Origin of the sequence: Bittarella massiliensis (ex Durand et al. 2017) (assembly GCF_001486165.1) — a bacterium.
GTDB lineage: Bacteria > Bacillota > Clostridia > Oscillospirales > Ruminococcaceae > Bittarella > Bittarella massiliensis.
This window is the reverse complement of sequence record NZ_LN908975.1, coordinates 301,711-327,316: the sequence shown is the minus strand read 5'-3', so window position 1 is coordinate 327,316 and position 25,606 is coordinate 301,711. Positions and strand designations below refer to the sequence as shown.

Below are 25,606 nucleotides of genomic sequence, written 5' to 3'. Positions count from 1 at the left end.
CTGCACCGCCGGCCCCTTCCCCTGCCGCTTCGCTGCGGTGTCTCTGCCACATCGGGGGAGTGTCCTCCCCTTTCACAATTTCAGTATACCGCCCCCCGGCCGTCCTTTTCGTCAAATGCGTCCCTCCTCCTTTACCCAGAACCGGCGGCACTTTTTGCGGGGATATTGCTCGTCGTACTCGCCGATGGCAAAGGCCACCCGCTGCCAGCTCATCCCCTCGAGGTAGCGCAGATTCAAGATCTGCCGCATCTGGCTGTCCTCCACCTCGCCCAAAAACGCGTAGCCCTCTTCCACCCGCATCAAATATTCGCGAACGGTGGCCTGCAGGCGGCGCTCCAGCTCCCGCATCTCGGTGCCGATCTCCTCCTGCGCCATCTCCCCTTCACACGGCCGCCGCATCGCCCACCTCTCCTGCGCCCTGCGCAGCCGCTCCAACTGCCCCTGCAGCAGCTTGACCTCCCGCTGCAGATGGGGCAGCTCCCGCCATTCTCTCTCCGTCATTTTCCGTCCTCCTGTATTCTTTGCCCCCGCTGGGAAACACTGAAAGCAAGCCATCATCTCATCCCAAAGGAGGTTTTTTTATGTCCGCCAACGCCAACTTCTACCTCAACGACCCCGCCCTCTCCCCCTACTTCAACTCCCTCCCCGTCGCCGTCCGCAAAATCATCCTCGACTCGGGCGTCGAGGTCTCCACCCTGGGCGAGTTGCAGCAGATCGCCGAGCACTACCGCGACAACCTGGTTTCCGAATAATTCGTTTCTTTTCAGAAACGATAGAGGCGCACCTCCCCCTTGGCGCAGCGCCTCTTCATCTGTGCTTTTCTCCCAGCCTGTTCGCCGGCAACTACCCCAGCCAAAAAAGGGGGGAGCAGGGCCGTTCACCATTCAGGCGCCATGCCACTTTTGGCCGACGCCCTCTATTTCTTTTTCGCAACTCCGTAAGTACAGTATACCGCTTTTGTTTCTAATTTGCAACTATTTTTAACCGTTTTGTTTCTTTTTAATTTTGTCCTTCACCAACCGACAGCCCGCCAGATTGTCTCTGTATGGAATACACCTGCATTTTTATTGTAGACAACCGCCCCTTTCTCTGGTATACTGCCAAACGTGTGACAAAAGAAAAAAGGGGCGTTATCATGTCATTTTTGGAATCTCTCGTATCGGTTGCAAACGACTATCTCTGGAACTACTTCCTCCTCTTTCTGCTCTGCGGGGCGGGCATCTATTTCACCTTCCGCCTGCGATTCGTGCAGGTACGCCGCTTCGGCCAGAGCTGTAAAGAGGTCTTCGGCAAGATCCGCTTCAGCGGGAAAAAGGCCGGCGACGACGGCATGAGCTCGTTTCAGTCCCTGGCCACCGCCGTGGCCGCCCAGGTGGGCACCGGCAACCTGGCGGGGGCCGCCACCGCCATCGTCATGGGCGGGCCCGGCGCCATCTTCTGGATGTGGCTCTCCGCCTTCTTCGGCATGGCCACCATCTTTGCCGAGGCCAGCCTGGCACAGGCCCACCGCACCCAAAAGGACGGCGCGGTCATCGGCGGGCCGGTCTACTACATAAAAGCCGCCTTTAAAGGGCGTTTCGGCAGGGTGCTGGCCGTCCTCTTCTCGGTCTTCATCATCCTCGCCCTGGGCTTTATGGGGAACATGGTCCAGGCCAACTCCATCTCCTCGGCCTTCGCCACCGCCTTTGGCGCCAACAAACTGGTCGTGGGCATCGTCATCGCCGTGCTGGCCGGCTTTGTCTTTATCGGCGGCATCCGCCGCATCGCCTCCCTCACCGAGAAAATCGTCCCCTTCATGGCCGTCGTCTACATCCTGGGCTGCGCCGTCGCCCTGGCCTTTCACGCCGGCTCCATCGGCGACGCCTTCCGCCAGATCTTTGTGGGCGCCTTCTCCCCCACCGCCGTGCTGGGGGGCGCCTGCGGCATCGGGGTGCAAAAGGCCATGCGCTACGGGGTGGCCCGCGGCCTCTTCTCCAACGAGGCCGGGATGGGCTCCACCCCCCACGCCCACGCCCTGGCCCAGGTGGAGCACCCCTGCCAGCAGGGCGTCGTCGCCATGATGGGGGTCTTCATCGACACCTTTGTGGTCCTCACCCTCACCGCCCTGGTGATCCTCACCAGCGGCCAGTACGGCTCGGGAGCAGACGGGATCGAGCTGACCCAGGCGGCCTTCACCGCCACCTTCGGCTCGTTCGGCAACAGCTTCATCGCCATCTGCCTGCTCTTCTTCGCCTTCTCCACCATCGTGGGCTGGTTCTTCTTCGGCCAGCAGAACATCGTCTACCTCTTCGGCAAAAAGGCCGTCCTCCCCTATGCCCTGCTGGTGGTGGGCTTCATCGTCCTGGGTTCCCTGCTCAAGCTGGAACTGGTCTGGTCCCTGGCCGACCTCTTCAACGGGCTGATGGTCATCCCCAACCTGCTGGGCCTGTTGGCCCTCTCCGGCTCCGCCTCCCGCCTCTACCGCGACTACGCCCGGTCCCCCCTGCTCGCCAAGGCCAAAAAGGGGCGGCAGTGACCCATTCCACAACAAAAAAGGCCCGAGACCGCGCCTTCGGTCTCGGGCCCTTTTTTGCTTTTTGACAGTCGCCTACTTCTGTGCCTCCTGCCGCAACTCCACCCGGCGGATCTTGCCGCTGATGGTCTTGGGCAGCTCCTCCACAAACTCCACGATCCGCGGGTACTTGTAGGGGGCGGTGTTCTTTTTCACGTACTGCTGGATCTCCTTTTTCAGCTCCTCGCTGGGGGCATAGCCCCGGGCCAGCACGATGGTGGCCTTCACCACCTGGCCCCGCACCGGGTCGGGGGCCGCCGTCACCGCGCACTCCAGCACCGAGGGGTGCTCCATGATGACGCTCTCGATCTCAAACGGCCCGATCCGGTAGCCGGAGGACTTGATCACGTCGTCGGTGCGCCCCACAAAGAAGAAGTAGCCGTCCTCATCCCGCCAGGCGGTGTCGCCGGTGTGGTACATCCCGTCGTGCCAGGCCTCCCTTGTCAGGGCCTCGTCCAGGTAGTAGCCGATGAACATCCCGCAGGGCTTCCCCTTGTCGGTGCGGATGACGATCTCCCCCACCGCGCCGGGCACACAGGAGCGGCCGTTTTCGTCCACAATGTCCACGTCGTACTGGGGGCTGGGCTTGCCCATGGCACCCATCCGCGGCTCGGCTCCCAGCAGGTTGCCCACCGTCAGGGTGGTCTCGGTCTGGCCAAAGCCCTCCATCAAGGTCAGGCCGGTGGCCGCCTTCCACTGGCGGAACACCTCGGGGTTGAGGGCCTCGCCGGCGGTGTTGGAGTAGACCAGGGAGGACAGGTCGTACCTGCTCAGGTCTTCCTTTATAAAGAAGCGGTACATGGTGGGCGGCGCGCAGAAGGTGGTGATGTGGTACTTGGCAAACAGGGGCAGGATCTTGTTGGCGTCAAAGCGGTCGAAATCGTAGGTGAAGATGCAGTCCTCACACAGCCACTGGCCGTAGAGTTTCCCCCACATGGCCTTCCCCCAGCCGGTGTCGGAGATGGTGAAGTGCAGTCCCCCCGGCCGGTTGTTGTGCCACCAGCGGGCGGTCACCACATGCCCCAGCGGGTAGGTGAAGGAGTGGGCCGCGATTTTCGGGTACCCGGTGGTGCCGGAGGTGAAGAACATCAGCATCGGGTCCTCGTTGTCCGGCGCCTCCTCGGGGGCCGGGCGGGGAAACTCGCCGGGGAAGGCCCCGTACTCCGCGTCAAAGGGCCGCCAGCCCGGCCGCTCCCCGTTGACGCAGATTTTCAGCTCCACCGTGGGGCTCTCCGCCATGGCCAGGTCCACCTCGTCGGCCACCGTCCCGTCGCAGGTGCAGACGATGGCCTTCACCCGCGCGGCGTTGAAGCGGTAGACAAAGTCCTTCTTCATCAGCTGGTTGGTGGCGGGGATGACGATTGCCCCCAGCTTGTGCAGCGCCAGCACCGCAAACCAGAACTGGTAGTGGCGCTTGAGCACCAGCATCACCACGTCCCCCTTGCCGATGCCCATGTTGGCAAAGTAGTGGGCCGCCCGAGAGGACTCCCGCTTGAAGTCCCCAAAGGTGAAGACCCGCTCCTCCATTGCCTCGGACAGCCAGACCATGGCCCGCTCGTCGGGTTTGGTCCGCCCCAGTTCGTCCATCACGTCAAAGGCAAAGTTAAAGTGCTCCGGCGGGTGAAAGGAGATGCCGGTCAGCCGCCCCTTTTCGTCCACCGTCTCCTCGGTAAATCTCTGGTAGATCATCTCGCTCACTTCTCGTCACGCCCTTCCACAACCATTGCCAAAAATTCGCAGTCCTCGCCCTCGGCGGCGATCATCCCGTGCCCGTGGCTGGAGTCGTAGTAGATCGAATCCCCCGCGTGCAGCACCGTGTAGTGGTCCTCAATGCGCACCTTCAGGCTCCCCTTGAGGACAAAGTCGAACTCCTGCCCCTTGTGGCGGGAGAGGGCGATCTCCTGGTTTTGCTCTTCCTTCCGATAGGGAGCTTTGACCAAAAAGGGCTCGCACATCCGCCCCCGCAGCAGATAGGCCAGGTGCTGGTACTCAAACCCCGCCCGGCGGCGGATGGGCATCCCCTCGCCCCGGCGCACCACGGTGAAAAAGGACAGCTTCGGCATCTCGCCGGTGATCAGTTCGGTCAGGTCCACCCCCAGGTGTTTGGCGCAGTTGTAGAGGAAGGTGAAGGAGAAATCCTCCTCCCCCTCCTCCAGGCGCAGGTACTCCTCCACCGCGGTGTCGGTGACCTGGGCCATCTCCTCGGGGGTGGTGTCGGTCATCTGGCGCAGGCCCCGCAGTCTCTCGGCAATTTGGCTGATTTCATTTTGCAGCATTGCAATGTCCTCCTCTGACTCTGGTTTTGTTTCCCTGTTGGACGTGGGCCCTGCCGTGAAGGCAAGAAAAAAGGCCCCGCCCCCCTGACCGACCCGCCCTCTCGGGCGGATCGGTTCAGAGAGACGAAGCCGACTATTTTTCATCGCTGCTCCGCGGTACCACTCTCAGTTGCCCCTCAAAAGGGCCGCTCAGCCGTGTCCAACAACACGCTCCCCTCTAACGGTGGGATACCGGCGACACTTACTCCCCTTTTGGGTTTCACTGCGCAGCTCCGGGGTGATCGGCGGCGGAACGGTCCGCCGGGCCAAGGCCCTTCCACACGGTTTCCTTCACGCCTTTCACCAACCGGCGCTTCTCTGTAAGGTCCCGTCTGGTCCGCTGTCCCCTTCTGGGCTTTTTTGCTCTTTGCTGTAGCCCCAAAATACCACAATCCACCAGGGTTGTCAACCGCCCTTTGCCAATCTTTTTTCGCCCCTCGCCCTCTCTGCGCGCCGGTGGCAAAAGGGGGGTATTGCCGCTGTCTCTGCCGCTCTGCCCGTTTTTCTCCTCCCTCCCCTTGCGCTGTGGTGCTTTCCCTCCCCTCGGTTAAAAAAGGGCATCGCCGTCACCCCCGTTTCACCGATTTCCCCGGTCCTGCCCTCTGCCAAAACACCCCTATCCCCGGTCGAAAAAGAGGGCACTGTTGCCTCTCCCCCCTCTTCGCCGTTTCCTCCCATCCTTCTCCCCGCCGGAGCGCCTCTCATCCTCAATTGAAAAAGGGGGCCATTGCCGCCTCCATTCCCGCTTCACCGACTTCCCCGATCCGTCCCTGCCGGGTACCTCCTTTCCTGAGCGACAAAGTGGGGCCGCCACCGTCACCTCCGCTCCGCTATTTTCTCCCGCCCCTTCCCGCCGAGGCAGTCCCCCCTTCTCCGGTCGAAAAAGGGGAACGCACCACCGCCTCCCCACTTCTCCGTTTTCTCTCGCCCTTTCCCCCACCAGAACGCTTCTATCCTCGCTCAAAAAAGAGAGAATGACCACTGCCATCCCCCTCTTTTGCCGGTTTTTTCTCCTCCCCTCCCTCACCGCCCCCTCTCCCAGTCAAAAAACAGCGGGGCGGCCACCTCCCCCACTTCGCCAGTCTCCCTCCTCCTCCCCCTCCAGACCATCCCCCTTCCCCGGTCGAAAAAGGGGTCAAAAATTGGTTTTCATGCTTTTTTTGCGGGCGGGAGTGTGCTATGATATACAAATGGATGCGCCCGGGAAGTGCGGTACCACCCGCCCCGGCGCAGCATCGGCGAGAACACAGCGGCCGGGCGAAGAGCGCCCGCCGACTTTCAGGAGGTATTTCAAATTGGCAGAATTCAAATACGAAATTGTGGACATGATCGGCGTTCTCTCTGAAAACGCCAAGGGCTGGACCAAAGAGCTCAACCTCATCAGTTGGAACGAGCGGGAGCCCAAGTACGACATCCGCGAGTGGTCCCCCGACCACAGCAAGATGGGCAAGGGCGTCACCATCACCAAAGAGGAGCTCTACTCCCTCAAAGAGCTGCTGATGGAACTGGAGATCGAGGCCCCGGACGACGAGCCCGCCCTCTAACCCCCGCCCCTTTCGGCCCTGCGGCGGGCCGCCCCAAATCCCATCACAGAGAGGACAGTGCACCCCCTATGGAAATTGCCCTTGCAGTATCCGGCCAGGTCGTGGTGATGGTCATCATCGCCGTCTGCGGCATCCTGCTGAAAAAGACCGGCAAGATCAGCGACGCCCTCACCACCCCCCTGAGCAACATCCTGCTCTACCTGGTCTCCCCCATGCTGATCATCAACTCCTTCCTGCGCCCCTTTGACGCGGCCGAGTTTCGCCTCTTCCTCTACGCCTTTGCGCTGGGGGTGGTGGTGCAGGGCATCTGCGTCCTCACCGGCACCCTGATCTTCCGCAAAAAGGGCGACCCCCTAAACGGCATCAACCGCTACGGCACCGGCTACTCCAACGCCGGGTTCATCGGCATCCCCCTGGTGCAGGCCAGTCTGGGCTCCACCGGGGTGTTCCTGCTGGTGGGCTTCCTGGCGGCCTCGGGCATCTTCATGTGGACCAACGGCGCCAAAGAGGTGTCAAACGGCCGCTATAAAATCAACCTGAAAAAGGCCCTCATCAACCCCAGCAACATCGGGGCGGCCATCGGCTTCCTGCTCTACATCTGCCGCTTCACCCCGCCCACCGTCTTCACCGGGGCCATTCAGAACATCGCCAACCTGAACACCGCCTCCTCCATGCTGATCATCGGCATCCTCATCTCCAACGTAAAGCCCAAAGAGCTGGTGAAAAACAGGGAGGTCTTCCAGGTGGCGGCGGCCCGCCTGCTGCTCTGCCCCCTGCTGATTTTGGGGCTGGGTTGGCTCCTCTGCCAGACCGGCATCGACAACATCGAGTTCGCGGTGATGGTCAACCTGATTGCCAGTTCCACCCCCTCGGCGGTGGCCACGGCCATGTTCGCCAACATCTTCGGCGCCGACGACGTCTACGCCGGCAAGATCGTGGCGGTCACCACCATCTGCTCGGTCATCACCATCCCCGCCGTCCTCTTCCTCTCCACCTTCCTCATCCCCGTGTGAGGGCGGTCGGTTTCCCTCGCACCTGTAAGCCCCCCGCAGCACTGCGCTGCGGGGGGCTTTTTTGCGGGCAACTGTGGCCTTTTCACAAAGCCGCCCCGCCCCTTTGCAGCGTTTGGGAGAAAACCCCACTTTCCCCTTGACCTCCCCCAAAAGCTGCCCCTATACTAAAATTCAAAGCCAAGGCAATAAAAGGAGGGTTTTCCCATGCAATCGACACCCCGAAAAGTCATCCTCGACGTGGACACCGGTTCCGACGACGCCATCGCCATCATCATGGCCGATCTCTCTCCCGACATCGACCTGTTGGGGGTCTGCGCGGTCAACGGCAACCAGCCCCTGTGCTACACCCTGGAAAACACCCTGCGCATCGTCGAGCTGCTGGGGGCGCAGGAGCGCATCCCCGTGGTCAAGGGGATGGACGTCCCCCTGGTCAAAGAGCTCAACCCCGGGCGGCTGCACCAGCCCATGACCCCCACCACCCAGTACGACGACCAGGGCCGCGAGATCTGCTACCACCCCAAGGAGTTCGACCTGCCCAGGGCCACCCTCAAGCCGGTGGATGAAAACTTCATCCCCTGGTACATCCGCACCATCAAGTCCTGCCCCGAAAAGGTCACCCTCATCCCGGTGGGGCCGCTGACCAACATCGCCATGGTGCTGCGGGCCGACCCCACCGTGGTGGAGAACATCGAGGAGATCGTCATCATGGGCGGCGGCCACACCGAGCGCAACTCCACCGCCGCGGCCGAGTTCAACATCTGGAAGGACCCCGAGGCCGCCGAGATCGTCCTCACCTGCGGGGCCAAGGTGGTGCTGGTGCCGCTGGACGCCACCCACAAGGCCTCCACCCGGCTGGAAGAGGCCCAGCTCTACCGCGACCTGCACACCCCCGTGGGGGAGATGGTGGCCCAGCTCATCGAAATCCGCACCCGGGCCTACAACCTCTTGCAGCCCCTGCACGAGCCCGACCTCTGCCCCATTCACGACGCCCTCTGCGTGGCCTATGTCATCGACCCCAGCGTCCTCCCCGGCCTGCTGCACACCCGGGTGGACGTGGACATCTCCGGCGGCTTTGCCGACGGCCAGACCATCGTGGACACCCGCAAGCTCCACAACCTGCCAGACAACTGCTGGGTCGCCCTGGACGCCGACCGCGACAAATTCAACCGGATGCTGCTCGACATCTGCGCCCGCTACTCCCGCTAGATCCTCGCTTTTCACAAAAAAGCCGCCCGCCTTTTTGCCGGCGGCTTTTTTGCGCATAACGGCGCCCGGCCGGGAAACACTCTGGAAAAAGGGCCGCCCTTTCCCGGCGGCCTTGAAATCGAGAATCGAGGTACGACCGCCATGCGCCACACCCCCTTCACCCGCCTGCTCCCCCTGCTCCTGGCCGCCCTGCTGGCCTTTACCGGCTGCGGCAACGACTCCAACGGCTCCTCCAGCGACGCCGACCTCTCGGCCATCCACCGGGAGGTCAAGGCCCTCTACGGCGAGGGGTACTACCCCTCCCTGGCCATCGACAACGACACCCTGTCCCGCAAGTACGGCCTGACCCGCGAAAAGATGGACGAGGTCATCGCCGAGGAGGCCGCCCTCTCCGAACACCCCGACACCTTCATCGCCGTCAAGGCCAAGGAGGGAGAGGCCGACGCCCTGGAGGAGGAGCTGGCCGCCTACCGGGACAAGGCCGCCCGCGAGTACCCCGACAGCCCCAAGGCCCAGGTCGCCCAGGTGGTGCGGGTGGGCGACTATCTCTTCTACCTGGCCCTGGGGCCCGAGCCCGCCGAGGGGGCCTCCCCCACCGCCGCCCTGGAGAGCGCCCGCGAGGAGATCGCCAAAGGGGTGGACGCCGTCACCGCCCGGCTCAAGCGCTAGTCCCTCCTCTCCCCTTTTTCCCTTTTCCGCGCCCCTTCCCCGCGGCCGCCCGCCGCGGGATTTTTTTGTCCTCTTCCCCCTCACCCCTCAAAACACCCGGCCAAAGGGCCCTTTTCCCGCCCCTTTTGTCCCGTTTTTGCACCAAATCGGTTCAAAAACGGCCCGCGGTGCATACAAATGGCTTGAAGGGCTTTCGCGCTCCCTCGCAAAAGCGCCCACAAACCATTTCGAGGAGGAATATTCCATGAAATCACTCAAAGGCACCGCCACCGAACGAAATCTCCGGGCCGCCTTTTCCGGGGAGACACAGGCCTGCGCCAAGTACCAATTCTACGCCACCCAGGCGGGGGTGGACGGGCTGCACGCCTACGGCAAACTCTTTTCCGAGACCGCCGCCAACGAGTTGGAACACGCCAAGGTCTGGTTCAAGCTGCTGCACGCGGGCATCCCCTCCACCATGGAGAACCTGCTGGACGCCGCCGGCGGCGAACACGCCGAGTGGACCGACCTCTACGAGCGCTTCGAGAAGGAGGCCCGGGAGGAGGGCTTTACCGAGATCGCCGACCTCTTCGCCAAGGTCGGCTCGGTGGAGAAGGCCCACGAGGAGCGCTACCGCGCCCTGATCGAAAACCTCTCCCAGGGGGCGGTTTTCAAAAAGGGGGAAAAGGTGCTGTGGCAGTGCGGCTCCTGCGGCTACCAGTTCGAGGGAAAAGAGGCCCCGGCCATCTGCCCCGCCTGCCACCACCCCCAAAGCTTTTTCGCCGTCAAATGCGAGTCCTACAAGTAACCCTCTCCCCCGTCCGCAGCGGCCGATCCGCCGGTCTTTCCCTGCCCAAATCGTTGAAACGCGACAATGATTTTTCATAATTTTCGTCAAATTCCCCAATATTTCTCCTCCGCCTTTTCTGTGTGGGCCCTTTTGTTCACAAAATATTGATTGTTAAGGGCCGGCAATTCTGCTATAATAATTTCGATATAAACAACAGTTAACAGAGGTGAACACACACCTGGAGGCGTTTTGAAGCAGATAGCGGAACAAGCGAATGACCCGGCACCAAAAATCCATTGATTGCGCTATACCTGAAGCGGGTCCGCCCCGCAAAACGCCCCTCCCGGGTGTTTTGCGGGGCTTTTTGTCGAAAGACCGCCCTGTCTCTTCTCGGAGGGAGGAAATGACTATGGAAAAAATCGTTCTCGGCGCGTCCCTTGGCAACTGCGTGCACGTGGGCGGCGTGGCCCACTTTTTGCAGCTGGCCGAGCGGGAGGGCTACACCCCCATCTACCTGGGGCCCGCCATCCCCGTGGACGACCTGCTGCGGGAAATCGAGCTGCACCACCCCGCCATGGTGGCCGTCGGCTACCGGCTCACCCCCGAAAACGCCCGTCCCCTGATCGCCGAACTGGTGCAGAAGGTGAAGGAGCGGGGGATCGAGACCGTCTGGTCCTTCGGCGGCACCGGCCCGGTGGCCCGGGTGGCGGAGGAATTTGACTTCTTCGACTACATCTCCGACGGGAGCGACGACATCGACGACTCCCTCTACTTTCTGCGCAACGGCAAAAAGGCCACCAAAGACGAGGTCCTCCCCGACGACCTGGTGGCCCGCATCAGCGCCAAGTACCCCTATCCCCTGCTGCGCCACCACTACGGCGAGCCCTCGGTGGAAAAGACGGTCGCCGGTATCCGCGAGATCGCCGAGAGCCGGGTGCTCGACGTCATCTCCGTCGGCCCCGACCAGAACACCCAGCAATTTTACTTCCACCCCGAAAAGCGCAAACCCGAGTACGAGGGCGCCGGCGGCGTCCCCCTGCGCACGCGGGAGGAATTCGAGGCCCTGAAGGCCGCCACCAAGTTTGGCAACCAGCCCCTCATCCGCTGTTACAGCGGCACTGCCGATGTCTTCGACATGGCGCAGCTGCTCAAAGACACCCTCAACAACGCCTGGTGCGCCGTCCCCCTGTGCTGGTACAACAAGCTCGACGGCCGGGGCGACCGGGACATCGACACCTCGGTCAAAGAGGCGGTGGAGCTGATGCGCTGGCACGCCGAGCGGGGCATCCCCGTCGAGGCGAACGAGCCCCACCACTGGGGCCTGCGCGACGCCCACGACGTCATTCCGGTTGTCATGGCCTACCTGAGCGCCCGCAACGCCAAAAAGGCGGGGGTCCGCCACTACGTCAGCCAGTACATGTTCAACGTCCCCAATTCCCTCTCCTTCCCCATGGATCTGGCGCGGGTGCTGGCCATGATCGAGCTGACCGAAAGCCTGCAGGACGACACCTTCACCCTCTACCGGGAGACCCGGGCCGGCCTGCCCTTCCTCAGCGCCGACCTCGACGTGGCCAAAGGCCAGCTGGCGGCCACCACCTATATGCAGATGGCGGTGCACCCCCACATCATCCACGTGGTGGGCTTCTGCGAGGCGGAGCACATCGCCTCCCCCAAAGACGTCATCGAGAGCTGCAAGATCGTGCGCGGGGTCATCAAGACCTGCCTGGAAGACCAGATCGACCTGGTGCACGACCCCCGGGTGCAGACCCGCAAAGAGCACCTTCTCAAGGAGGCCCGCTTCCTCCTCTCCTTTATCGAGCGGTTTTACAGCGATTACCAAGACCCCCTCTGCGAGCCGGCCGTCATCGCCGACTGCATCAAGCGGGGCTTTATCGACGCCCCGCACATCGTCAAGGGCGGCGAGTTCACCGGCGACCTGTTCACCACCATCATTGGCGGCCGCTGCGTGGCGTACGACCGGAAGGCCGGTCGGGAATTGACCGAGCGGGAACGGCTGGCCCACCTCTGTGAAAAAGAGGGGATCCCGATCGAGGGATACTTGGACCCCGCTCCCCTTCACGCATAAGCAGAGGGGGATTCAGGATGAAAATTACTGTCATCGGCAGCGGCAACGGCGGCACCGCCTTCACCGGCTACCTGACCTACCTGGGCCACCAGGTCAAGCTGTTCACCCGCACCCCCCAGAAGGTGGAGCTCTACCGCGCCCAGCCGGAAATCAACCTGGCCGGCGTGGTGAACGCCACCGTGCCGGTGGGGCTGGTGACCCTGGACATGGAGGAGGCCATTCGCGGCAGCGAACTGATCATGGTGGCCACCCCGGCCAACACCCACAAGGAGATCGCCACCAAAATGGCCCCCTACCTGAAGGGCGGGCAGACGGTGGTGCTCAACCCCGGCCGCACCTTTGGCGCCTACGAGTTTGCCCACACCCTGGAGAGCTGCGGCTGCACCGCCGACGTCACCGTGGCCGAGACCGACACCCTGGTGTTCACCTGCCGCAATCAGGAGTTCAACCACCCCATCATCTACTCCATCAAAGAGGACATCCGCCTCGCCTGCCTGGAGCCGGAGCGGACCCCGGCGGCGGTGGAGCTGATGCAGGAGCTCTTCCCCGGGATCCACGGGGTGCCCTCCATCCTCTACACCGGGCTGACCAACATCGGCATGATCTTCCACCCCACCCCCATCCTCCTCAACTACACCCGCATCGAGTCGGGGCAGACCTTCCTCTACTACAAAGAGGCCATCACCCCCATGGTCGCCCAGTACATCAGCCAGGTGGATGCCGAGCGGGTGGCCGTGGCCGCCGGCCTCGGGCTGGAGGTGGAGACCGCCCTGGAATGGCTGGTGCGCTCCTACGGCATTGAGCCGGGAGCCGATCTCTACGAGACCATCCAGAAAAACCCCGCCTACGCCGACGTCTACGCCCCCCAGTCCACCGACTGCCGCTATGTCTGGGAGGATGTGCCCACCGGCCTGGTCCCCATTTCCAGTGTGGGACGGCTGCTGGGGATCCCCACCCCCTTTATCGACACGGTGATCCAGCTGGCCTGCACCATCTACCGGGTGGATTTCCGCCAGACCGGGCGGATGATCGCCGACCAGGCAGCCCTCGACCGCATCCGCCTGCCGGAGGCGGCACAGGTCTGACGCGCATAAAGGAGCGCTCGCGAGTTCTTTTTCGCGGGCGCTCTTCCTTTCTCCCCCAACGAGCTGTCCTCCCCAATGGATGCAAAAAAAGAGTCCTCTTCAGGGTGGCACTCATAAAACAGCTTAAAAATGTTTTCGGGACACGGCATAACTTCAGCTATGCCGTTTCTCCGTGTCGTTTAAGGCCGTCGGCATTAGCTCGTCCAAATTAAGATACCTTTGCACCTTACTAATAAGCCTATCAATATTTTCTGCCTGTTCTTCTTGCTGTGTAATTTCTTCATTCAGTTACAATAGCTTTTCCCGCAGTTCTTCCTACTCCTGTTCATAATCGCCAAAGTGCATTTGAAATCCGCTATCGGATCATTTTCCGTTAGCGTTGTCCTTATAAATATGCTTAAATAGTCGGTCAAATTCTTCAATACTGCGTTCCGCTTGTGCCTCTTACCGCCGCTTTGCCGCAAGTTCTTTTTTTGCTTTGGCCTTCTGCTTTGCACCCATAGCTTTTCTAAACTGTTCTTCATGGTTAGCTACACAGGAAATTACAAGCCGCAGATGTGCAAGCACACCTTGTTCCAGTACCACAGCGCGAATAAAATGCGTCGGACAAACTTCTTTCCCTTTCAGTCCTGAAGTAGAACATACAAAATGGTCTTGTCTTGCTTCAAGAATTTTGCTTGCACAGTAATACAGCTTTTCTCCACAATCAGCACAACGCACTATGCCGGAGAGCAAATTTGTTTTCCTGTTCTCGTCGGGCGGCATTTGTTCTTACGCGATTCCTATACCTGTTCCCATGTGTCAGTGACAATAATCGCTTCGCACGAAAATCCTTTTGACTGCCTCGACAGCTTCCCTGTCCACAATCCAACGCTTTTTATCGTTTGTATTTTTCATATATCCATAAGACGAATTTGTTCAAAGATGTTCGTCTGCTTCGCCTTTGGACTTCATCACAGCGCTGATTTTCTTGCTCGTGTCTTTCACATACCACTCATTGATGATATGGAGAAACGGGGTAAAATTGCTGTCCTGTTGGTTTGCGCTGTCAATGCCGTTATTGATAACAATAAACCGCACGACTTTTCATGCTCTCTGATTTTTCCCTCACTACTTACAACACCGCACAGGATAATTTTGACTAAGTTTTGAGAGAGGTTTTTAAAAAGCATGTGCTTTTTCCATTTCATTTTCTACTACAGACAAGGTTTCAAAACGCCAAAGAAAAAGCGAGAAAGCTCAACACAATAAAATATCACAATTTCAAAATACATAGTTGGCGCTGCGCTTGCTTTGTGTTATGCTAAAATAAAGATGGGCAACTAAGGCAAGGAGGGCTTTCCGAATAACGTATAACTACAACAAGCTTTGGAAGTTGTTGATTGATAAAAAATAAGCCGGACGGCAATGCGGAAGCAAGCGGGTATCAGCACCAATATACTTGCAAAAATGGGTAAGGACGAGCTTATCTCAATGGGGAGCCTTGCGAAGATATACACCACGTTAAATTGTGGGCTGGACGATATTATGGAAATTACCACTGATACATAGAAATAAAAAATGAAAGAGGTACAAATTACATGGCTATACATAATAAATCCCACAGCAACCATGCTTTAATGTCATTAAATAAAATGCGTAAGAATAATAGCTGGAAGCAAAAAAGTGCAGCAGATTTTGAAAAGCCTGATAAAGTGAAGATACTTCACAGCATTATGGATTGTTGCGAGTTTCTGAAAGAATTGCCGGATGAATCTGTACAGTTGATATGTATAGATCCGCCATATAACCTTGAACTCACAGGATGGGATATATATGACAACTATATTGAATGGGCTTCAACGTGGATAAATGAGGCATATAGAGTATTATCAAAAAATGGTAGCATGGTTATTTTTGGTGGTATTCAATTCCGCGATGTTAAGTCCGGTGATTTGATAGATATTATTCAACACGTTAGACATAACACGAAATTCAAATTGATAAACACTATCATTTGGCATTATAAGAATGGCATGTCGGCACATAGATATTTTGCAAACAGACATGAAGAAGTCATTTGGTTAGCAAAGACCAATGACTATTATTTTGATTTAGACGCAGTTAGAGAGCCGTATTCAGAGGAAGATTTGAAACTGGCATTAAAGGATAAGCGTCTTAACCCTGAAAACACGATGAAAGGGAAAAACCCCACCAATGTTTGGCAAATTGGTAGGTTAAATGGAAACAGTAAAGAGCGTGTAGGGCACCCAACACAGAAACCTGTTGAAATTATTGACCGTTTCATCAAATCGCTTTCTTATCCCGGTTCAATAGTCCTTGACTTTTTTGCAGGAAGTGGAACTGTTGGTAGAGTGTGTATTACAGAGGGACGACACTGTTTAATGTGTGATAGCGACCCTGCTTCAAAGGACTATTTTAATAAACATATTGAATTAATGAAAAATTTGGGGCAAGATACCGAGTATGAAGAAATAACAAGTGTTGATAATTTCTTCAATGTTGGATAAAGGAGTACATAGCAATGAAAAAAGGACAGTCAAATAGATTAACCGTACAGCAAAAAGAGGGGCAGGGCCCTATAACAATCTTTCATAAAGATGCACAAATGCATGATAAAGAAGTCGGAAATACATCTCTTTTTGTCAAAAAACAACTTGAGTTTGAATTTCCCATGCTTACATTTAGATATAGAAAGGACTTATATAAGAGAGAAATTAACGAAGCTTTGAAAAGGATTGATGAATACCTTGGACAAACACTTTTCGTAGAAAGCGCAAGCATAAGGCCGGATGGCGGACTTATAGAGGTACAAGATGATAACGGTAATTGGCGCGTTGTGTTAGTATCGGAGGCAAAGCATCAGGGGAAAGATATTGAAAATATTAGAGCTGGCAAACTTGTTGGCAAGAAAAACAATCAAGACCTTATGGCAGCAGGAAATGCAATCGAAAGAGCATATAAAAACGTAAATGAAATTGCCAATTTCATGCTATCCGAACGATATTTCCCTTATATTCTGTTTTTGGAGGGATCCAATTTTTTGACACAAAATGTAACTGTCATAAGACCTGATGGCAGAGAAGTGACATTGGTTTATAACGACGGAACATTGAACAGACTTGATAGATTAACCGCTGCAAATTATGGTATGCCTATAAATACCAATCTTTGTGAAAATAGATTTGTAAAATGCAACGGTGCAACTATCATGTTGCAAGCCGCTTCAATTTATACGCAAGGCGGGGGAGGACACTGGAATGATGGAGATATGATTATGGTAATGCTTGAAGTTGCAAGAACTTCTTTGAAAATGTTAGGAAGTGACCTTTTCGAGCAACTTAGCAAACGATAAATCACTGCAAGTGGGAATGTATAGTTTTCTTATTGCCTGCTATCTTCTAGTATCGCAAAGTAGATTTAAGCAACAAAAGCAAGACAAAAGAGTGGTAAATCCTTGATTTTACAGGAGCTTTACCACTCTTATTTTATGCAAAAGGGGAATGGCTATGTTATGGACATCAGACACTACTAAAATATGTTTCATATCTCAGTAAGTAGCAAAGTCAAAGAAAGTCGTCAAGAATAAGCTTCGCGCTTCGCGGCTTTGACGGTTTTCCCTGTCCTTGCTTTGGGGAAATCAAGAGCGCAATCGGATAGACCGCTTGCACTCTCTATGAACTATGGCTTTTATAAACGGATAATTATTTCTGCATTTCCAATTCCTTTCGCTTCTGTTCCAGCGGGTTATAGGTAATTTGATTTAACTAGCAATTTTTTAATGTTTACTTTATATACCTTTATTTAATCGCGTTGGATTTTCCAGTATTGGATTACCCGATGTCGGTAAAGCCACTATCGGATAATCCAACACCGGAAGCATCCACAGGTTTTGTTTCGAGTAAACAAATATATGAACTGCCACAGTAATGTTACGAAATAAAGTGTAAAATAGTCTTAATTTAAGCGGCTTACAGACACGAAAACATCAAGGGTAAGAGGTTTATACATTTTCCCTCAAAAATGGGCTTCTACCGCGTAATAAAATGAAAAAAGCAAGCGATAGGCAATCAACTTTCTCACTGCTCTTTTCTATACCCTGAATGGCAGCTACCTTAATTCAGTTTGTTAGTTGATACTGTTTTATGCGTAGCTACCATTTGGCGGGTCCTTTTTACGCGTTTTGCATGACGGTCACAACCACTAGGAGAATGGCCAACAGGGCCACCACGCCCGACATCATCAGCATTTTGGTGGTGTTGGGCAACTTTTTAAACCACTTGATCACAGCCGGCTCCTCCCCGCCCCCAGGGGGCAATCTGTCGTTTCGCTCAGTATAGCACAGTTTGGCCGACGGCGCAAAAAAGGGCGGCCCAGCACCTGCCGGGCCGCCCCTTCCTGCCGGAAAAATCTACTTTTTCTCGGCAAACTTGCACTGCATGCAAGCCACCGCCTCGTGGATGTTCTCCTGCCGGTGCAACTTGATGCACTCGCAGCAGTGGCCGTGGTTTTTGCAGTCGGCGGTGCAGGGGCAGGTGTCCTTGTTAGCGCTGGTGGAACAAGACATGGGCCATACTCCCTTTCTGAAATGATACTCCAAGTCTACCAAAATTCGACGCCCTTTGCAACCGGCCCCCAGCCCGCAAAAAAGAGAAGGGGCGCTCCTTCGCCCCTTCTCCCCCCGCCGGTCAGCGGCAGGCGGCCTGCCCCTCTAAAAGGGTATCGGCGGTCTTTCGGAGAACCGCCCTGTTTTCCTCGCTCAATTGGCGGTACTGCTCTGCCAAATGATGGATTTCATCATCCAGCAGCAGCTCTTCGGCAGAGCCGTCATCCACCAAAAAATCAAGGGAGGTTCCAAAATACTCCGCCAACTTGCGCAGCGTGTTGAGTTTGGGCCCCTCACATTTCTTTTTATACCAGCCGTCAACCGTCGTATAGGGTATACCGCTGGCTTTCGACAGCGAATATTTCGTCAAGCCGCTTTTTCCCATCATGAAATTCAGCTTTTCAAGAAAGTTCACCGCCAAGCCGCCTCCCTATAACCTCATCGCCACAGCCGGTTCCGCGCCCGCCGGGCCGCCCCTTCCTGCCGGAAAGACCTACTTTTTCTCGGCGAACTTGCACTGCATGCAGGCCACCGCCTCGTGGATGTTCTCCTGGCGGTGCAGCTTGATACACTCGCAGCAGTGGCCGTGGTTTTTGCAGTCGGCGGTGCAGGGGCAGGTGTCTTTGTTGGCGCTGGTGGAACAAGACATGGGCCATACTCCCTTTCTGAAAGGATACCCCAAGTCTAACAAAATTCGACGTCCTTTACAACCGGCCCTCTCACACGTAAAAGTCAAAAATACGTTGCCTCCGCGGTCACGCCATCGGTCTCCCAGAACAACCTTTTGAAAGTATCGCCTTTACCACATTTATAAACCACTTTCTAGACTTTCCTACTAAAACATTTAAAGCCACTAAAAATAACGTTTATACATATATTTTATAACATTTATATACTTTTATAAGTAACTTTTGTGATTTTTATTGACATTTTATATAAATGCAGTGTATTGTTAACCTTATGGCAAGTAATCGGCAACTCTGCGTGCATAAAAATATTTTCCACATCGTCAAATCAAAGGTGTTTTTTCCTCTTATAGATGAGCACACGTGCCAAATATCCCCCTCCCGCCGACACCATTCAGCAGTATCTCCATGCTTCTTTTCAAATTCTTCAACATACCGCTGAAACAGCAGTTCTGTCTCGCGGTTGGCGGAACGCGCATTCTATTCGGCCAGATTGCGAACCTTTGCCAAAAAGGCGATGTCACTTTGTTGTCAACGAGCCCATTAAGAATTTGTTTTGTGCTACATTGGACGGGACATTTCAAAAAAGCGCCTTGATCCCATAAATTCGGCGGGGGCGAGAAAAGGGAAAAGGGGGAACGGCACTCCAACGCATGTTAGAAACGGCCTCCCCCGCCGCCGGTGGGGCGGGGCAGGGGGGCACGTCGGCGCGCCGCCCCTGTCTTGTCCCCGCGGGCCAAGCGCCGCTCTACGCCGGGGATTGGGTTTCCCCGTTTTTTCAGTTTTGGCGCATAATTTTGCGGCGATTAACTGGTGGTAAAATTTTCTTTTTCTCTTTATGATAATAGCAGATGGAAACAGGTGGTGAGTGCGCGGATGGCAGGCGAGAAAGTCTTTCTGAAAAACCTAAAAAAGCTGCGCCTGCAGCGCGGACTGTCCCAGGCTGAAATGGGCCGGGCCATCCACGTGACCCCGCAGACGGTCTACACCTACGAGGCCGGAAAAGTAACACCTTCTCTGCCCACCCTTCTGCTGTTGGCGGATTTTTTTCAGGTGAGCACCGACTACCTTCTCGGGCGCACGGCATTTCAATACCCTGTTCCCGACCTCGGCGACCACCTCGTCGCCGACGACGACGAGGCGGCGCTGCTGAAGCTCTACCACGCCATGCCCGCCGCCACCAAGCGCAAGGCGCAAGCCATTCTCCGGGAGCTGCACGGCAGCTAGCTCCCGCCGGTCTCCGGGAGAAGACCTTTCCCCGTTTCCATTTTGAAAAGGCGGCAGGAGCACCTTCTGCCGCCCTATTTTATGGTCCGAAAGGAGCGAAGTGCGATGATAAAGGTCCCCCCCAACTTAATTCCCCTGCTGCCCGCCCTGCGGGACAAGGTGGTCTTTGACACCAGCCACCCCCCGTCCCCGCCGCGAAAGATCTACCCCGAGATCGCGTTTCCGCCGCAGACGGGCAAGCGGGCCCCGTTTATTTATCAAAAGCACATCACCGTGCACGACCGCTGGATCATCGCCGAGCGCTGGCACCTGACCCGGATGGTGACCTTTGTCTACCAGCAGACCGTTCCCATAAACGACCTGCCGGAGCGGTTCGCCGCCACCCTGCGGGTGGTGACGGCAAACCTCTCCGCTTTTGACGACCCGATGTTCCGCCACGGGCTGCGCTACTGCCTGGGCGACACCCTGCACGGGGGGCGCTTTGGCTTTGTGGTGCGCACCCACCACCCCCTCTGCTACACCCAGGCAGCCATCATGCACGCCCTGACGGAGGTGACCTACCTCACCCTGGGGGAGGACTTTGCGCGGCATACCCAGGACAAAATGCCCCCTTTGTCAATGGCTTGGAAGGACTCGGTCGGCTCGGGGGACTACCCCAAATGGTGGGTCGCGGCCGTCCTTCAGTTGGAGGAAGAGGGGGTGCTGCGGGCCGAGGATTACCAGTTTCCAGACCACCTGAACTACGCCCGGCTGCACGAGACGCCGGTTTGCGCCATCTGTCGGCGGCTGATCGACATGAAGGAGGAGTTCGGGGAGAGATACGGCAACTGACCGGTGCGCCAAGGCCGTTTTCGCCCCCCTTTTTCAATTGATTTCCCCGTGAATTGACCATTTCTCCCTTTTTTGTTAGAATGTTGGTACAGTTAAGCGGCGAGGGCTTGTCCTCCGCTGTGCAGACAACAGTTCTACAATAAGGTGGTGTATCATGTTAATCACGCGGGAAATGGACTATGCCATTCGGGCGGTGCGCGCACTGGCCGACGGCGAAAAACACAACATCAAAGAAATATGCAGCATGGAGGACATCCCCACCGAGTTCGGTTACAAAGTTCTCAAAAAGCTCAGTCACAGCGAAATCGTAACTGTCATCCGCGGTCAGGGCGGCGGCTACCGCCTGCTCTGCGATCTCAACGAGACGACCCTGCTGGACATTGCCCGGGCAATCGGCGGCAACCTGCTGCTCAACGAGTGCCTGGAAGGGGGCTATATCTGCGTCAACAACAGCGGGGAAAAGGTCTGCACCGTCCACAAAGAACTCTGCCGCATCCAAAATGTCTTGATTGCAGAATTAAAGGCCAACACCCTGGCCCAGATCCTGGCCATGTGATGGCAAGGCCTGTATCGCCGTCCCTGCCTGTCGGGGGCGGCTTTTTCTCTTCCCCGGCACCACTTCCCAAAAAAGGGGCCCGGCGCGCAATGGCGCCGGGCCCCTTTTTGTCTGTCAAGCAGTTTCCTATGCGGTCTGTTCAAACTGGGCGTTGTACATGGTCTTGTAAAAGCCGCCCTGCTCGATGAGTTGGTCGTGGGTGCCCTGCTCGATGATGTCGCCGTCCTTCATCACCAAGATCCAGTCGCAGTCCTTGATGGTGGAGAGCCGGTGGGCGATGATGAAGCTGGTGCGCCCCTTCATCAGGTTGTTCATGGCCTTTTGGATGCGCACCTCGGTCCGGGTGTCCACCGAGCTGGTGGCCTCGTCGAGGATGAGGATCTTCGGGTCGCTGACCATGGCCCGGGCGATGGTCAAAAGCTGCTTCTGCCCCTGGGAGACGTTGCTGGCCTCCTCGTTGAGCTCGGCGTCGTAGCCGCCGGGCAGGGTCTTGACAAAGTGCTCCACATGGGCGGCCTTGCCCGCGGCCTCCACCTCTTCGTCGGTGGCGTCCAGCCGCCCGTAGCGGATGTTCTCGCGGATGGTGCCGCCGTAGAGCCAGGTATCCTGCAACACCATGCCAAAGACGTCCCGCAGGTCGCTGCGCCGCAGGTCGCGGATGTCCACCCCATCGACCTTGATGGCGCCGCCGTTCACGTCGTAAAAGCGCATGAGCAGCTTGACGATGGTGGTCTTGCCGGCGCCGGTGGGGCCGACAATGGCGATGCGCTGCCCCGGCTGGATGTGGGAGGTGAAGTCGTGGATGATGATCTTGTCGTCGCGGTAGCCGAAGGAGACGTCTTCAAAGTCCACCTGGCCCCGCACCTCGCCCAGCTCTTTGGGGGGATTTTTCTCGGGGACCTCTTCGGTCTCAGCCAAAAATTCAAACACCCGCTCCGCTGCGGCGGCGGTGCTCTGCAGCACGTTGGCGATGGACGCCATCTGCGAGATGGGCTGGTTGAACTGCCGCAGGTACTGGATGAAGGACTGGATGTTGCCGATGCTGATGGAGCCCTGCACCGCCAGGTAGCCGCCCAGCACGCAGACCCCCACATAGCCCAGGTTGCCCACAAAGGTCATGATGGGCATCATCAGCCCCGAGAGGAACTGGCTCTTCCAGGCCGAGTCGTAGAGCTTGCGGTTGATTTTTTTGAACTTCTTGACCGAGACGTCCTCCCGGTTGAAGACCTTGATCACGTTGTGGCCGGAGTACATCTCCTCGATGTGGCCGTTGACGTTGCCCAGGTATTTCTGCTGGCCGACAAAGTGCTTCTGGCTCTTTTTGACAACGGTGGAGATCAGCCCCACCGAGATGGGCAGCATCACCAGGGCGACCAGGGTCATCCAGACGCTGATGGACAGCATCATGTAGAGGACGCCGGCCAGGGTGGCCACGGCGGTGACCATCTGGGTCAGGGACTGGTTGAGGGTGGTGGCCACCGTGTCCACGTCGTTGGTGACCCGGCTGAGCACCTCGCCGTGGGTCTGGCGGTCAAAGTAGGCCAGGGGCAGCCGGTTGATTTTTTGGGAGATGTCCCGCCGCAGGTTGTAGGACACCTGCTGGGAGACCCCGTTCATGATAAAGCCCTGCACATAGCTGAAGGCCGCGCTGAGGGCGTAGAGCCCCAGCAGCCAGAGGAGGATGCTCCCCACCCGGCCAAAGTCGATGCCCGGCTCGTGGGAGAGGTCCATCTCCTGGATCTTTTCCAGGGTGCCCTCGGGGATTTTGGCCTTGGCCTCCTCGGGCATCTGCGCCAGCAGCTGGCCGGCGGTGGTGCCCTCCGGCAGCTGGGCGCCCTCGGGCAGGTGCTCCATGATCTGGCCGTAGGCGGCCTTTTCCACAAAGCCGTCCACAATGGCGTCGGTGGCGTTGCCGAGGATCTTGGGGCCGATGACCACGAAGACGGTGCTGGCGATGGCGAAGAGAAAGACAATGGCGATTTTCAGGTAGTAGGGGCGCATGTACCGCGCCAGCTGACCCATGGTGCCCTTGAAGTTCTTGGCCTTTTCACCCGCGGGCTTGATGCCGCCGCCCATGGGGCCGCCGCGGCGGGGGCGGTGGGTGGTTTTCTCACTCATGCCAATTCCTCCTTTGAAAGCTGCGACTGGGCGATCTCGCGGTAGACTTCACAGTTTTCCAGCAGTTCCCGGTGGGTGCCGATGCCGGCGATCCGGCCGTCGTCCATCACCACGATCTGCTCGGCGTGCATGATGCTGGAGATGCGCTGGGCGACAATGAGGACGGTGGCGTCCTTGGTCTGGGGTGCCAGGGCCCGGCGCAGGGCCGCGTCGGTCTTGAAGTCGAGGGCGGAAAAGCTGTCGTCAAAGATGTAGACCTCGGGCTTTTTCACCAGGGCGCGGGCGATGGAGAGGCGCTGTTTCTGCCCGCCGGAGACGTTGCCGCCGCCCTGGGCGATCTCGGTCTCAAAGCCGTCGGGCTTCTCCTCGATGAAGTCCAGCGCCTGGGCCACCTGGGCGGCCTGGCGCAGCTCCTCCTCGTCGGCCTCCTCATCGCCGTAGCGCAGGTTGTCGGCGATGGTGCCGGTGAAGAGCACCCCCTTCTGGGGGACATAGCCGATCTTGTCGTGCAGGGCGTGCTGGCTCTGCTCCCGCACGTCCACCCCGTCTACCAAGATCTGGCCCTCGGTGGCGTCGTAGAAGCGGGGGATCAGGTTGATGAGGGTCGATTTGCCCGACCCGGTGGAGCCAATGAAGGCGGTGGTCTGCCCGGGCTTGGCGACAAAGGAGATGTTCTTGATGACCTCGTCGTCGGCCCCGGGGTAGGCAAAGGAGACGTTGCGGAACTCCACCGTGCCGGGGAGGGTGTTGCCGCCCTCGTCGGAGCGGTCGCTCTCGGGGTCGCGGATGGCGGGCTCACAGGTGAGCACCTCGTTGATGCGCTCGGCCGAGACGCTGGCCCGGGGGAGGAGGACGAAGGCCATGGACACCATGAGGAAGCTCATGATGATCTGCATGGCGTACTGGATGAACGCCATCATGTCGCCGATCTGCATGCTGCCGGCGTCCACATAGTGGGAGCCGAACCAGACAATGCCCACGGTGAGGGCGTTCATCACCAGCATCATGGTGGGCATCATGGCGGCGATGAAGCGGTGGACGAAGGTGTTGAGGCGGGTCAGGTCGCGGTTGGCCTCGTCAAAGCGCGCCTCCTCGTGACCCTGGTTGTTGAAGGCGCGGATGACCAGCATCCCCACCAGGGATTCGCGGGTGACCCGGTTGAGGCGGTCCACCAGCTTCTGCACCACCTTGAAGCGGGGCAGGACGATGGAGAACAGCACCAAAATCACCCCGAGGATGACCAGCACCGCCAGGGCGATGAGCCAGCTCATGGAGGGGCTCTTCCCCACAGCCTTGATGACGCCGCCAATGCCCTGGATGGGGGCGTAGAGGACGAAGCGCAGCAGCATGACCGTCACCATCTGGATCTGCTGGATGTCGTTGGTGGTGCGGGTGATCAGCGACGAGGCGCCAAAGCGGTCAAACTCGGCGAGGGAAAAGCCCTCCACCTTGGCAAAGACGTCGTTTCGCAGATCGCGGCTGATGCCGGCGGCGATGCGGGCGGCGATCAGCCCCACCGCCACGGTGCAGCCGGCCCCCACCAGGGCCACCAGCAGCATCTTCCCGCCGGCGGGAAGGATGTAGGCCAGGTCCTGGGCGGCCACCCCGTTGTTGACGATGTCCGACATGTAGTCGGGCAGCGACAGGTCGCACATGGCCTGCAGGAACAGCAGCGCAAAAACAGCCAGGATCTGCGACCAGTAGGCCTTGAAATACCTTGTCAGTTTGGTCAATCTCTCTCTCTCCCTTCACCTGTGTGCCGGGGCCCCCTGGGCGACTGCTCGGGGTGTTCCCGGTCGTATTGAAACGCGGCCTGAAAGGCCGCCTTGACAAGCGAGACCATCTGCAAAAAGTCCTCCTGTCCCATCTGGCGGATGATGTGGGTCACCTTCTCCACAAAGAGGTCGGTCTGGCCCTGGATAAAGGCCCGCCCCTCCTCGGTGAGGGTGACCTGGGCCCGGCGGCGGTCGGACTGGCTGGGCTGGCGCTGCAACAGGCCCTTTTTCTCGAGCGAGTTCAGGGCCGAGGTCACCTGGGCCCGGCTGACCCCCAGCTCGGCGCTGATTTGAGAGGGGGAGAGGGGTCCCTCCGCCCCCTTGGTGCAGCCGTAGAGACAGCCAAGCACCGCCATCTCCCCCTGGAAGAGGGCGGCGTCCCGCGCCCGGGCCATCCGCCGGTAGCCAAACCGGTGGGCCTCCCTCAAAATCTGCACCGCCAACGCGCGGTCGTCCTGCATCTCCCGTTCCCCCTCTGCAAATAGTTCAGTATGTAAATTATCAATGTGGTTTATTATACGTCGGTCGTTGGCGATATGCAACAATTTCTTTGTGAATCTTTTGTGAAC

The 25,606-nt window shown here is 57.9% G+C and carries 26 protein-coding genes; 15 read left to right on the top strand and 11 right to left on the bottom strand.

What is annotated here, in order from left to right:
- Positions 1 to 111: 111 nt before the first annotated feature.
- Positions 112 to 501 (bottom strand): hypothetical protein, encoded by a 390-nt coding sequence (locus BN3266_RS01945; RefSeq protein ID WP_059003355.1) that lies wholly within the window; start codon positions 499 to 501, stop codon positions 112 to 114.
- 80 nt (positions 502 to 581) lie between these two features.
- Here BN3266_RS01945 and BN3266_RS13680 point away from each other — a divergent pair, with 80 nt between their 5' ends.
- Complete coding sequence (locus BN3266_RS13680) at positions 582 to 752, top strand: hypothetical protein (protein WP_021660968.1); 171 nt, start codon at positions 582 to 584, stop codon at positions 750 to 752.
- A 383-nt stretch (positions 753 to 1,135) separates the two neighbouring features.
- Positions 1,136 to 2,515: an alanine/glycine:cation symporter family protein gene (locus BN3266_RS01940; RefSeq protein WP_059003353.1), complete on the top strand. Its 1,380-nt coding sequence runs from the start codon at positions 1,136 to 1,138 to the stop codon at positions 2,513 to 2,515.
- A 72-nt stretch (positions 2,516 to 2,587) separates the two neighbouring features.
- Here BN3266_RS01940 and BN3266_RS01935 read toward each other — a convergent pair whose 3' ends face one another.
- Positions 2,588 to 4,240: an AMP-binding protein gene (locus BN3266_RS01935; RefSeq protein WP_059003832.1), complete on the bottom strand. Its 1,653-nt coding sequence runs from the start codon at positions 4,238 to 4,240 to the stop codon at positions 2,588 to 2,590.
- Between the two features lie 5 nt (positions 4,241 to 4,245).
- Entirely contained in the window at positions 4,246 to 4,827 is a 582-nt protein-coding gene (locus BN3266_RS01930; RefSeq protein WP_205301319.1) for a helix-turn-helix domain-containing protein, read from the bottom strand.
- Between the two features lie 1,334 nt (positions 4,828 to 6,161).
- On the opposite strand from BN3266_RS01930, the gene BN3266_RS13395 reads away from it, so the two are divergent.
- The 7 genes from BN3266_RS13395 to BN3266_RS01895 all read left to right on the top strand — a co-directional run bounded on the left by BN3266_RS13395 (position 6,162) and on the right by BN3266_RS01895 (position 13,238).
- Positions 6,162 to 6,410, top strand: a complete 249-nt coding sequence (locus BN3266_RS13395) for a YdbC family protein (protein ID WP_185915526.1) — start codon at positions 6,162 to 6,164, stop codon at positions 6,408 to 6,410.
- 68 nt (positions 6,411 to 6,478) lie between these two features.
- Positions 6,479 to 7,423: an AEC family transporter gene (locus tag BN3266_RS01920; protein WP_059003350.1), complete on the top strand. Its 945-nt coding sequence runs from the start codon at positions 6,479 to 6,481 to the stop codon at positions 7,421 to 7,423.
- A 204-nt stretch (positions 7,424 to 7,627) separates the two neighbouring features.
- Positions 7,628 to 8,629: a nucleoside hydrolase gene (locus BN3266_RS01915; RefSeq protein ID WP_059003349.1), complete on the top strand. Its 1,002-nt coding sequence runs from the start codon at positions 7,628 to 7,630 to the stop codon at positions 8,627 to 8,629.
- A gap of 141 nt (positions 8,630 to 8,770) precedes the next feature.
- Positions 8,771 to 9,298 (top strand): DUF4358 domain-containing protein, encoded by a 528-nt coding sequence (locus BN3266_RS01910; protein WP_059003347.1) that lies wholly within the window; start codon positions 8,771 to 8,773, stop codon positions 9,296 to 9,298.
- 244 nt (positions 9,299 to 9,542) lie between these two features.
- Entirely contained in the window at positions 9,543 to 10,085 is a 543-nt protein-coding gene (gene rbr / locus BN3266_RS01905) for a rubrerythrin (protein ID WP_059003345.1), read from the top strand.
- 391 nt (positions 10,086 to 10,476) lie between these two features.
- Positions 10,477 to 12,153 (top strand): hypothetical protein, encoded by a 1,677-nt coding sequence (locus tag BN3266_RS01900; protein ID WP_059003344.1) that lies wholly within the window; start codon positions 10,477 to 10,479, stop codon positions 12,151 to 12,153.
- Positions 12,154 to 12,170: 17 nt separating this feature from the next.
- Complete coding sequence (locus tag BN3266_RS01895) at positions 12,171 to 13,238, top strand: NAD/NADP-dependent octopine/nopaline dehydrogenase family protein (protein ID WP_059003342.1); 1,068 nt, start codon at positions 12,171 to 12,173, stop codon at positions 13,236 to 13,238.
- 153 nt (positions 13,239 to 13,391) lie between these two features.
- On the opposite strand, the gene BN3266_RS14195 is transcribed toward BN3266_RS01895, so the two are convergent.
- Both BN3266_RS14195 and BN3266_RS14190 read right to left on the bottom strand, forming a co-directional pair.
- The gene (locus BN3266_RS14195) at positions 13,392 to 13,514 is read right to left on the bottom strand and encodes a DUF4368 domain-containing protein (RefSeq protein ID WP_368013938.1); all 123 of its coding nucleotides are present in this window, start codon (positions 13,512 to 13,514) and stop codon (positions 13,392 to 13,394) included.
- A 168-nt stretch (positions 13,515 to 13,682) separates the two neighbouring features.
- The gene (locus BN3266_RS14190; RefSeq protein WP_242861700.1) at positions 13,683 to 14,003 is read right to left on the bottom strand and encodes a recombinase zinc ribbon domain-containing protein; all 321 of its coding nucleotides are present in this window, start codon (positions 14,001 to 14,003) and stop codon (positions 13,683 to 13,685) included.
- Positions 14,004 to 14,645: 642 nt separating this feature from the next.
- On the opposite strand from BN3266_RS14190, the gene BN3266_RS01885 reads away from it, so the two are divergent.
- The 3 genes from BN3266_RS01885 to BN3266_RS13070 are packed head-to-tail and all read left to right on the top strand — an operon-like array spanning position 14,646 to position 16,593.
- Positions 14,646 to 14,789 (top strand): helix-turn-helix domain-containing protein, encoded by a 144-nt coding sequence (locus BN3266_RS01885; RefSeq protein WP_368013937.1) that lies wholly within the window; start codon positions 14,646 to 14,648, stop codon positions 14,787 to 14,789.
- Positions 14,790 to 14,818: 29 nt separating this feature from the next.
- Positions 14,819 to 15,748, top strand: a complete 930-nt coding sequence (locus BN3266_RS13075) for a DNA-methyltransferase (protein WP_154668927.1) — start codon at positions 14,819 to 14,821, stop codon at positions 15,746 to 15,748.
- Positions 15,749 to 15,762: 14 nt separating this feature from the next.
- Complete coding sequence (locus tag BN3266_RS13070) at positions 15,763 to 16,593, top strand: EcoRI family type II restriction endonuclease (RefSeq protein ID WP_075109639.1); 831 nt, start codon at positions 15,763 to 15,765, stop codon at positions 16,591 to 16,593.
- 1,056 nt (positions 16,594 to 17,649) lie between these two features.
- Here the strand turns inward: BN3266_RS13070 and BN3266_RS13670 are convergent.
- The 3 genes from BN3266_RS13670 to BN3266_RS13665 all read right to left on the bottom strand — a co-directional run bounded on the left by BN3266_RS13670 (position 17,650) and on the right by BN3266_RS13665 (position 18,493).
- The gene (locus tag BN3266_RS13670) at positions 17,650 to 17,805 is read right to left on the bottom strand and encodes a hypothetical protein (protein WP_021660986.1); all 156 of its coding nucleotides are present in this window, start codon (positions 17,803 to 17,805) and stop codon (positions 17,650 to 17,652) included.
- 121 nt (positions 17,806 to 17,926) lie between these two features.
- Positions 17,927 to 18,259 carry a helix-turn-helix domain-containing protein gene (locus tag BN3266_RS01880; protein WP_059003340.1) on the bottom strand — a complete coding sequence of 111 codons (333 nt, stop codon included), beginning with the start codon at positions 18,257 to 18,259 and terminating at the stop codon, positions 17,927 to 17,929.
- Between the two features lie 78 nt (positions 18,260 to 18,337).
- A complete protein-coding gene (locus tag BN3266_RS13665) occupies positions 18,338 to 18,493 on the bottom strand; it encodes a hypothetical protein (RefSeq protein WP_021660986.1) in 156 nt (51 codons plus the stop codon).
- A gap of 913 nt (positions 18,494 to 19,406) precedes the next feature.
- On the opposite strand from BN3266_RS13665, the gene BN3266_RS01875 reads away from it, so the two are divergent.
- The 3 genes from BN3266_RS01875 (at position 19,407) to BN3266_RS01865 (ending at position 21,144) form a co-directional block, all read left to right on the top strand.
- Positions 19,407 to 19,757 carry a helix-turn-helix transcriptional regulator gene (locus tag BN3266_RS01875; protein WP_021660990.1) on the top strand — a complete coding sequence of 117 codons (351 nt, stop codon included), beginning with the start codon at positions 19,407 to 19,409 and terminating at the stop codon, positions 19,755 to 19,757.
- 105 nt (positions 19,758 to 19,862) lie between these two features.
- Positions 19,863 to 20,588, top strand: a complete 726-nt coding sequence (locus tag BN3266_RS01870; RefSeq protein WP_059003338.1) for a hypothetical protein — start codon at positions 19,863 to 19,865, stop codon at positions 20,586 to 20,588.
- 154 nt (positions 20,589 to 20,742) lie between these two features.
- The gene (locus tag BN3266_RS01865; RefSeq protein ID WP_021660992.1) at positions 20,743 to 21,144 is read left to right on the top strand and encodes an RrF2 family transcriptional regulator; all 402 of its coding nucleotides are present in this window, start codon (positions 20,743 to 20,745) and stop codon (positions 21,142 to 21,144) included.
- A gap of 126 nt (positions 21,145 to 21,270) precedes the next feature.
- Here the strand turns inward: BN3266_RS01865 and BN3266_RS01860 are convergent, their stop codons facing one another.
- Genes BN3266_RS01860 through BN3266_RS01850 form a run of 3 tightly spaced genes read right to left on the bottom strand, consistent with a single transcriptional unit; the run spans position 21,271 to position 25,498 of the window.
- On the bottom strand, positions 21,271 to 23,262 hold the full coding sequence (locus tag BN3266_RS01860; RefSeq protein WP_021660993.1) for an ABC transporter ATP-binding protein: 1,992 nt from the start codon (positions 23,260 to 23,262) through the stop codon (positions 21,271 to 21,273).
- Positions 23,259 to 24,995 (bottom strand): ABC transporter ATP-binding protein, encoded by a 1,737-nt coding sequence (locus BN3266_RS01855; RefSeq protein ID WP_059003335.1) that lies wholly within the window; start codon positions 24,993 to 24,995, stop codon positions 23,259 to 23,261. Before BN3266_RS01855 ends, BN3266_RS01860 begins: the two co-directional genes overlap by 4 nt.
- The gene (locus tag BN3266_RS01850; protein ID WP_021660995.1) at positions 24,992 to 25,498 is read right to left on the bottom strand and encodes a MarR family winged helix-turn-helix transcriptional regulator; all 507 of its coding nucleotides are present in this window, start codon (positions 25,496 to 25,498) and stop codon (positions 24,992 to 24,994) included. The genes BN3266_RS01855 and BN3266_RS01850 overlap by 4 nt, the downstream gene beginning before the upstream one ends.
- Positions 25,499 to 25,606: the final 108 nt, after the last annotated feature.

Excerpts from the sequence above, each read along its gene's own strand:
- BN3266_RS01850 (WP_021660995.1), bottom strand. The coding sequence starts at position 25,498 with ATGCAGGACGACCGCGCGTTGGCGGTGCAGATTTTGAGGGAGGCCCAC.
- BN3266_RS01895 (WP_059003342.1), top strand. The coding sequence starts at position 12,171 with ATGAAAATTACTGTCATCGGCAGCGGCAACGGCGGCACCGCCTTCACC.
- BN3266_RS01875 (WP_021660990.1), top strand. The coding sequence starts at position 19,407 with ATGGCAGGCGAGAAAGTCTTTCTGAAAAACCTAAAAAAGCTGCGCCTG.
- BN3266_RS13075 (WP_154668927.1), top strand. The coding sequence starts at position 14,819 with ATGGCTATACATAATAAATCCCACAGCAACCATGCTTTAATGTCATTA.
- BN3266_RS13670 (WP_021660986.1), bottom strand. The coding sequence starts at position 17,805 with ATGTCTTGTTCCACCAGCGCTAACAAGGACACCTGCCCCTGCACCGCC.
- BN3266_RS01865 (WP_021660992.1), top strand. The coding sequence starts at position 20,743 with ATGTTAATCACGCGGGAAATGGACTATGCCATTCGGGCGGTGCGCGCA.
- BN3266_RS13680 (WP_021660968.1), top strand. The coding sequence starts at position 582 with ATGTCCGCCAACGCCAACTTCTACCTCAACGACCCCGCCCTCTCCCCC.
- BN3266_RS01860 (WP_021660993.1), bottom strand. The coding sequence starts at position 23,262 with ATGAGTGAGAAAACCACCCACCGCCCCCGCCGCGGCGGCCCCATGGGC.
- BN3266_RS01910 (WP_059003347.1), top strand. The coding sequence starts at position 8,771 with ATGCGCCACACCCCCTTCACCCGCCTGCTCCCCCTGCTCCTGGCCGCC.
- rbr (WP_059003345.1), top strand. The coding sequence starts at position 9,543 with ATGAAATCACTCAAAGGCACCGCCACCGAACGAAATCTCCGGGCCGCC.
- BN3266_RS13070 (WP_075109639.1), top strand. The coding sequence starts at position 15,763 with ATGAAAAAAGGACAGTCAAATAGATTAACCGTACAGCAAAAAGAGGGG.
- BN3266_RS14190 (WP_242861700.1), bottom strand. The coding sequence starts at position 14,003 with ATGCCGCCCGACGAGAACAGGAAAACAAATTTGCTCTCCGGCATAGTG.
- BN3266_RS13665 (WP_021660986.1), bottom strand. The coding sequence starts at position 18,493 with ATGTCTTGTTCCACCAGCGCCAACAAAGACACCTGCCCCTGCACCGCC.
- BN3266_RS01870 (WP_059003338.1), top strand. The coding sequence starts at position 19,863 with ATGATAAAGGTCCCCCCCAACTTAATTCCCCTGCTGCCCGCCCTGCGG.
- BN3266_RS01915 (WP_059003349.1), top strand. The coding sequence starts at position 7,628 with ATGCAATCGACACCCCGAAAAGTCATCCTCGACGTGGACACCGGTTCC.
- BN3266_RS01885 (WP_368013937.1), top strand. The coding sequence starts at position 14,646 with ATGCGGAAGCAAGCGGGTATCAGCACCAATATACTTGCAAAAATGGGT.
- BN3266_RS01920 (WP_059003350.1), top strand. The coding sequence starts at position 6,479 with ATGGAAATTGCCCTTGCAGTATCCGGCCAGGTCGTGGTGATGGTCATC.
- BN3266_RS01945 (WP_059003355.1), bottom strand. The coding sequence starts at position 501 with ATGACGGAGAGAGAATGGCGGGAGCTGCCCCATCTGCAGCGGGAGGTC.
- BN3266_RS01935 (WP_059003832.1), bottom strand. The coding sequence starts at position 4,240 with ATGATCTACCAGAGATTTACCGAGGAGACGGTGGACGAAAAGGGGCGG.
- BN3266_RS01900 (WP_059003344.1), top strand. The coding sequence starts at position 10,477 with ATGGAAAAAATCGTTCTCGGCGCGTCCCTTGGCAACTGCGTGCACGTG.
- BN3266_RS01930 (WP_205301319.1), bottom strand. The coding sequence starts at position 4,827 with ATGCTGCAAAATGAAATCAGCCAAATTGCCGAGAGACTGCGGGGCCTG.
- BN3266_RS01940 (WP_059003353.1), top strand. The coding sequence starts at position 1,136 with ATGTCATTTTTGGAATCTCTCGTATCGGTTGCAAACGACTATCTCTGG.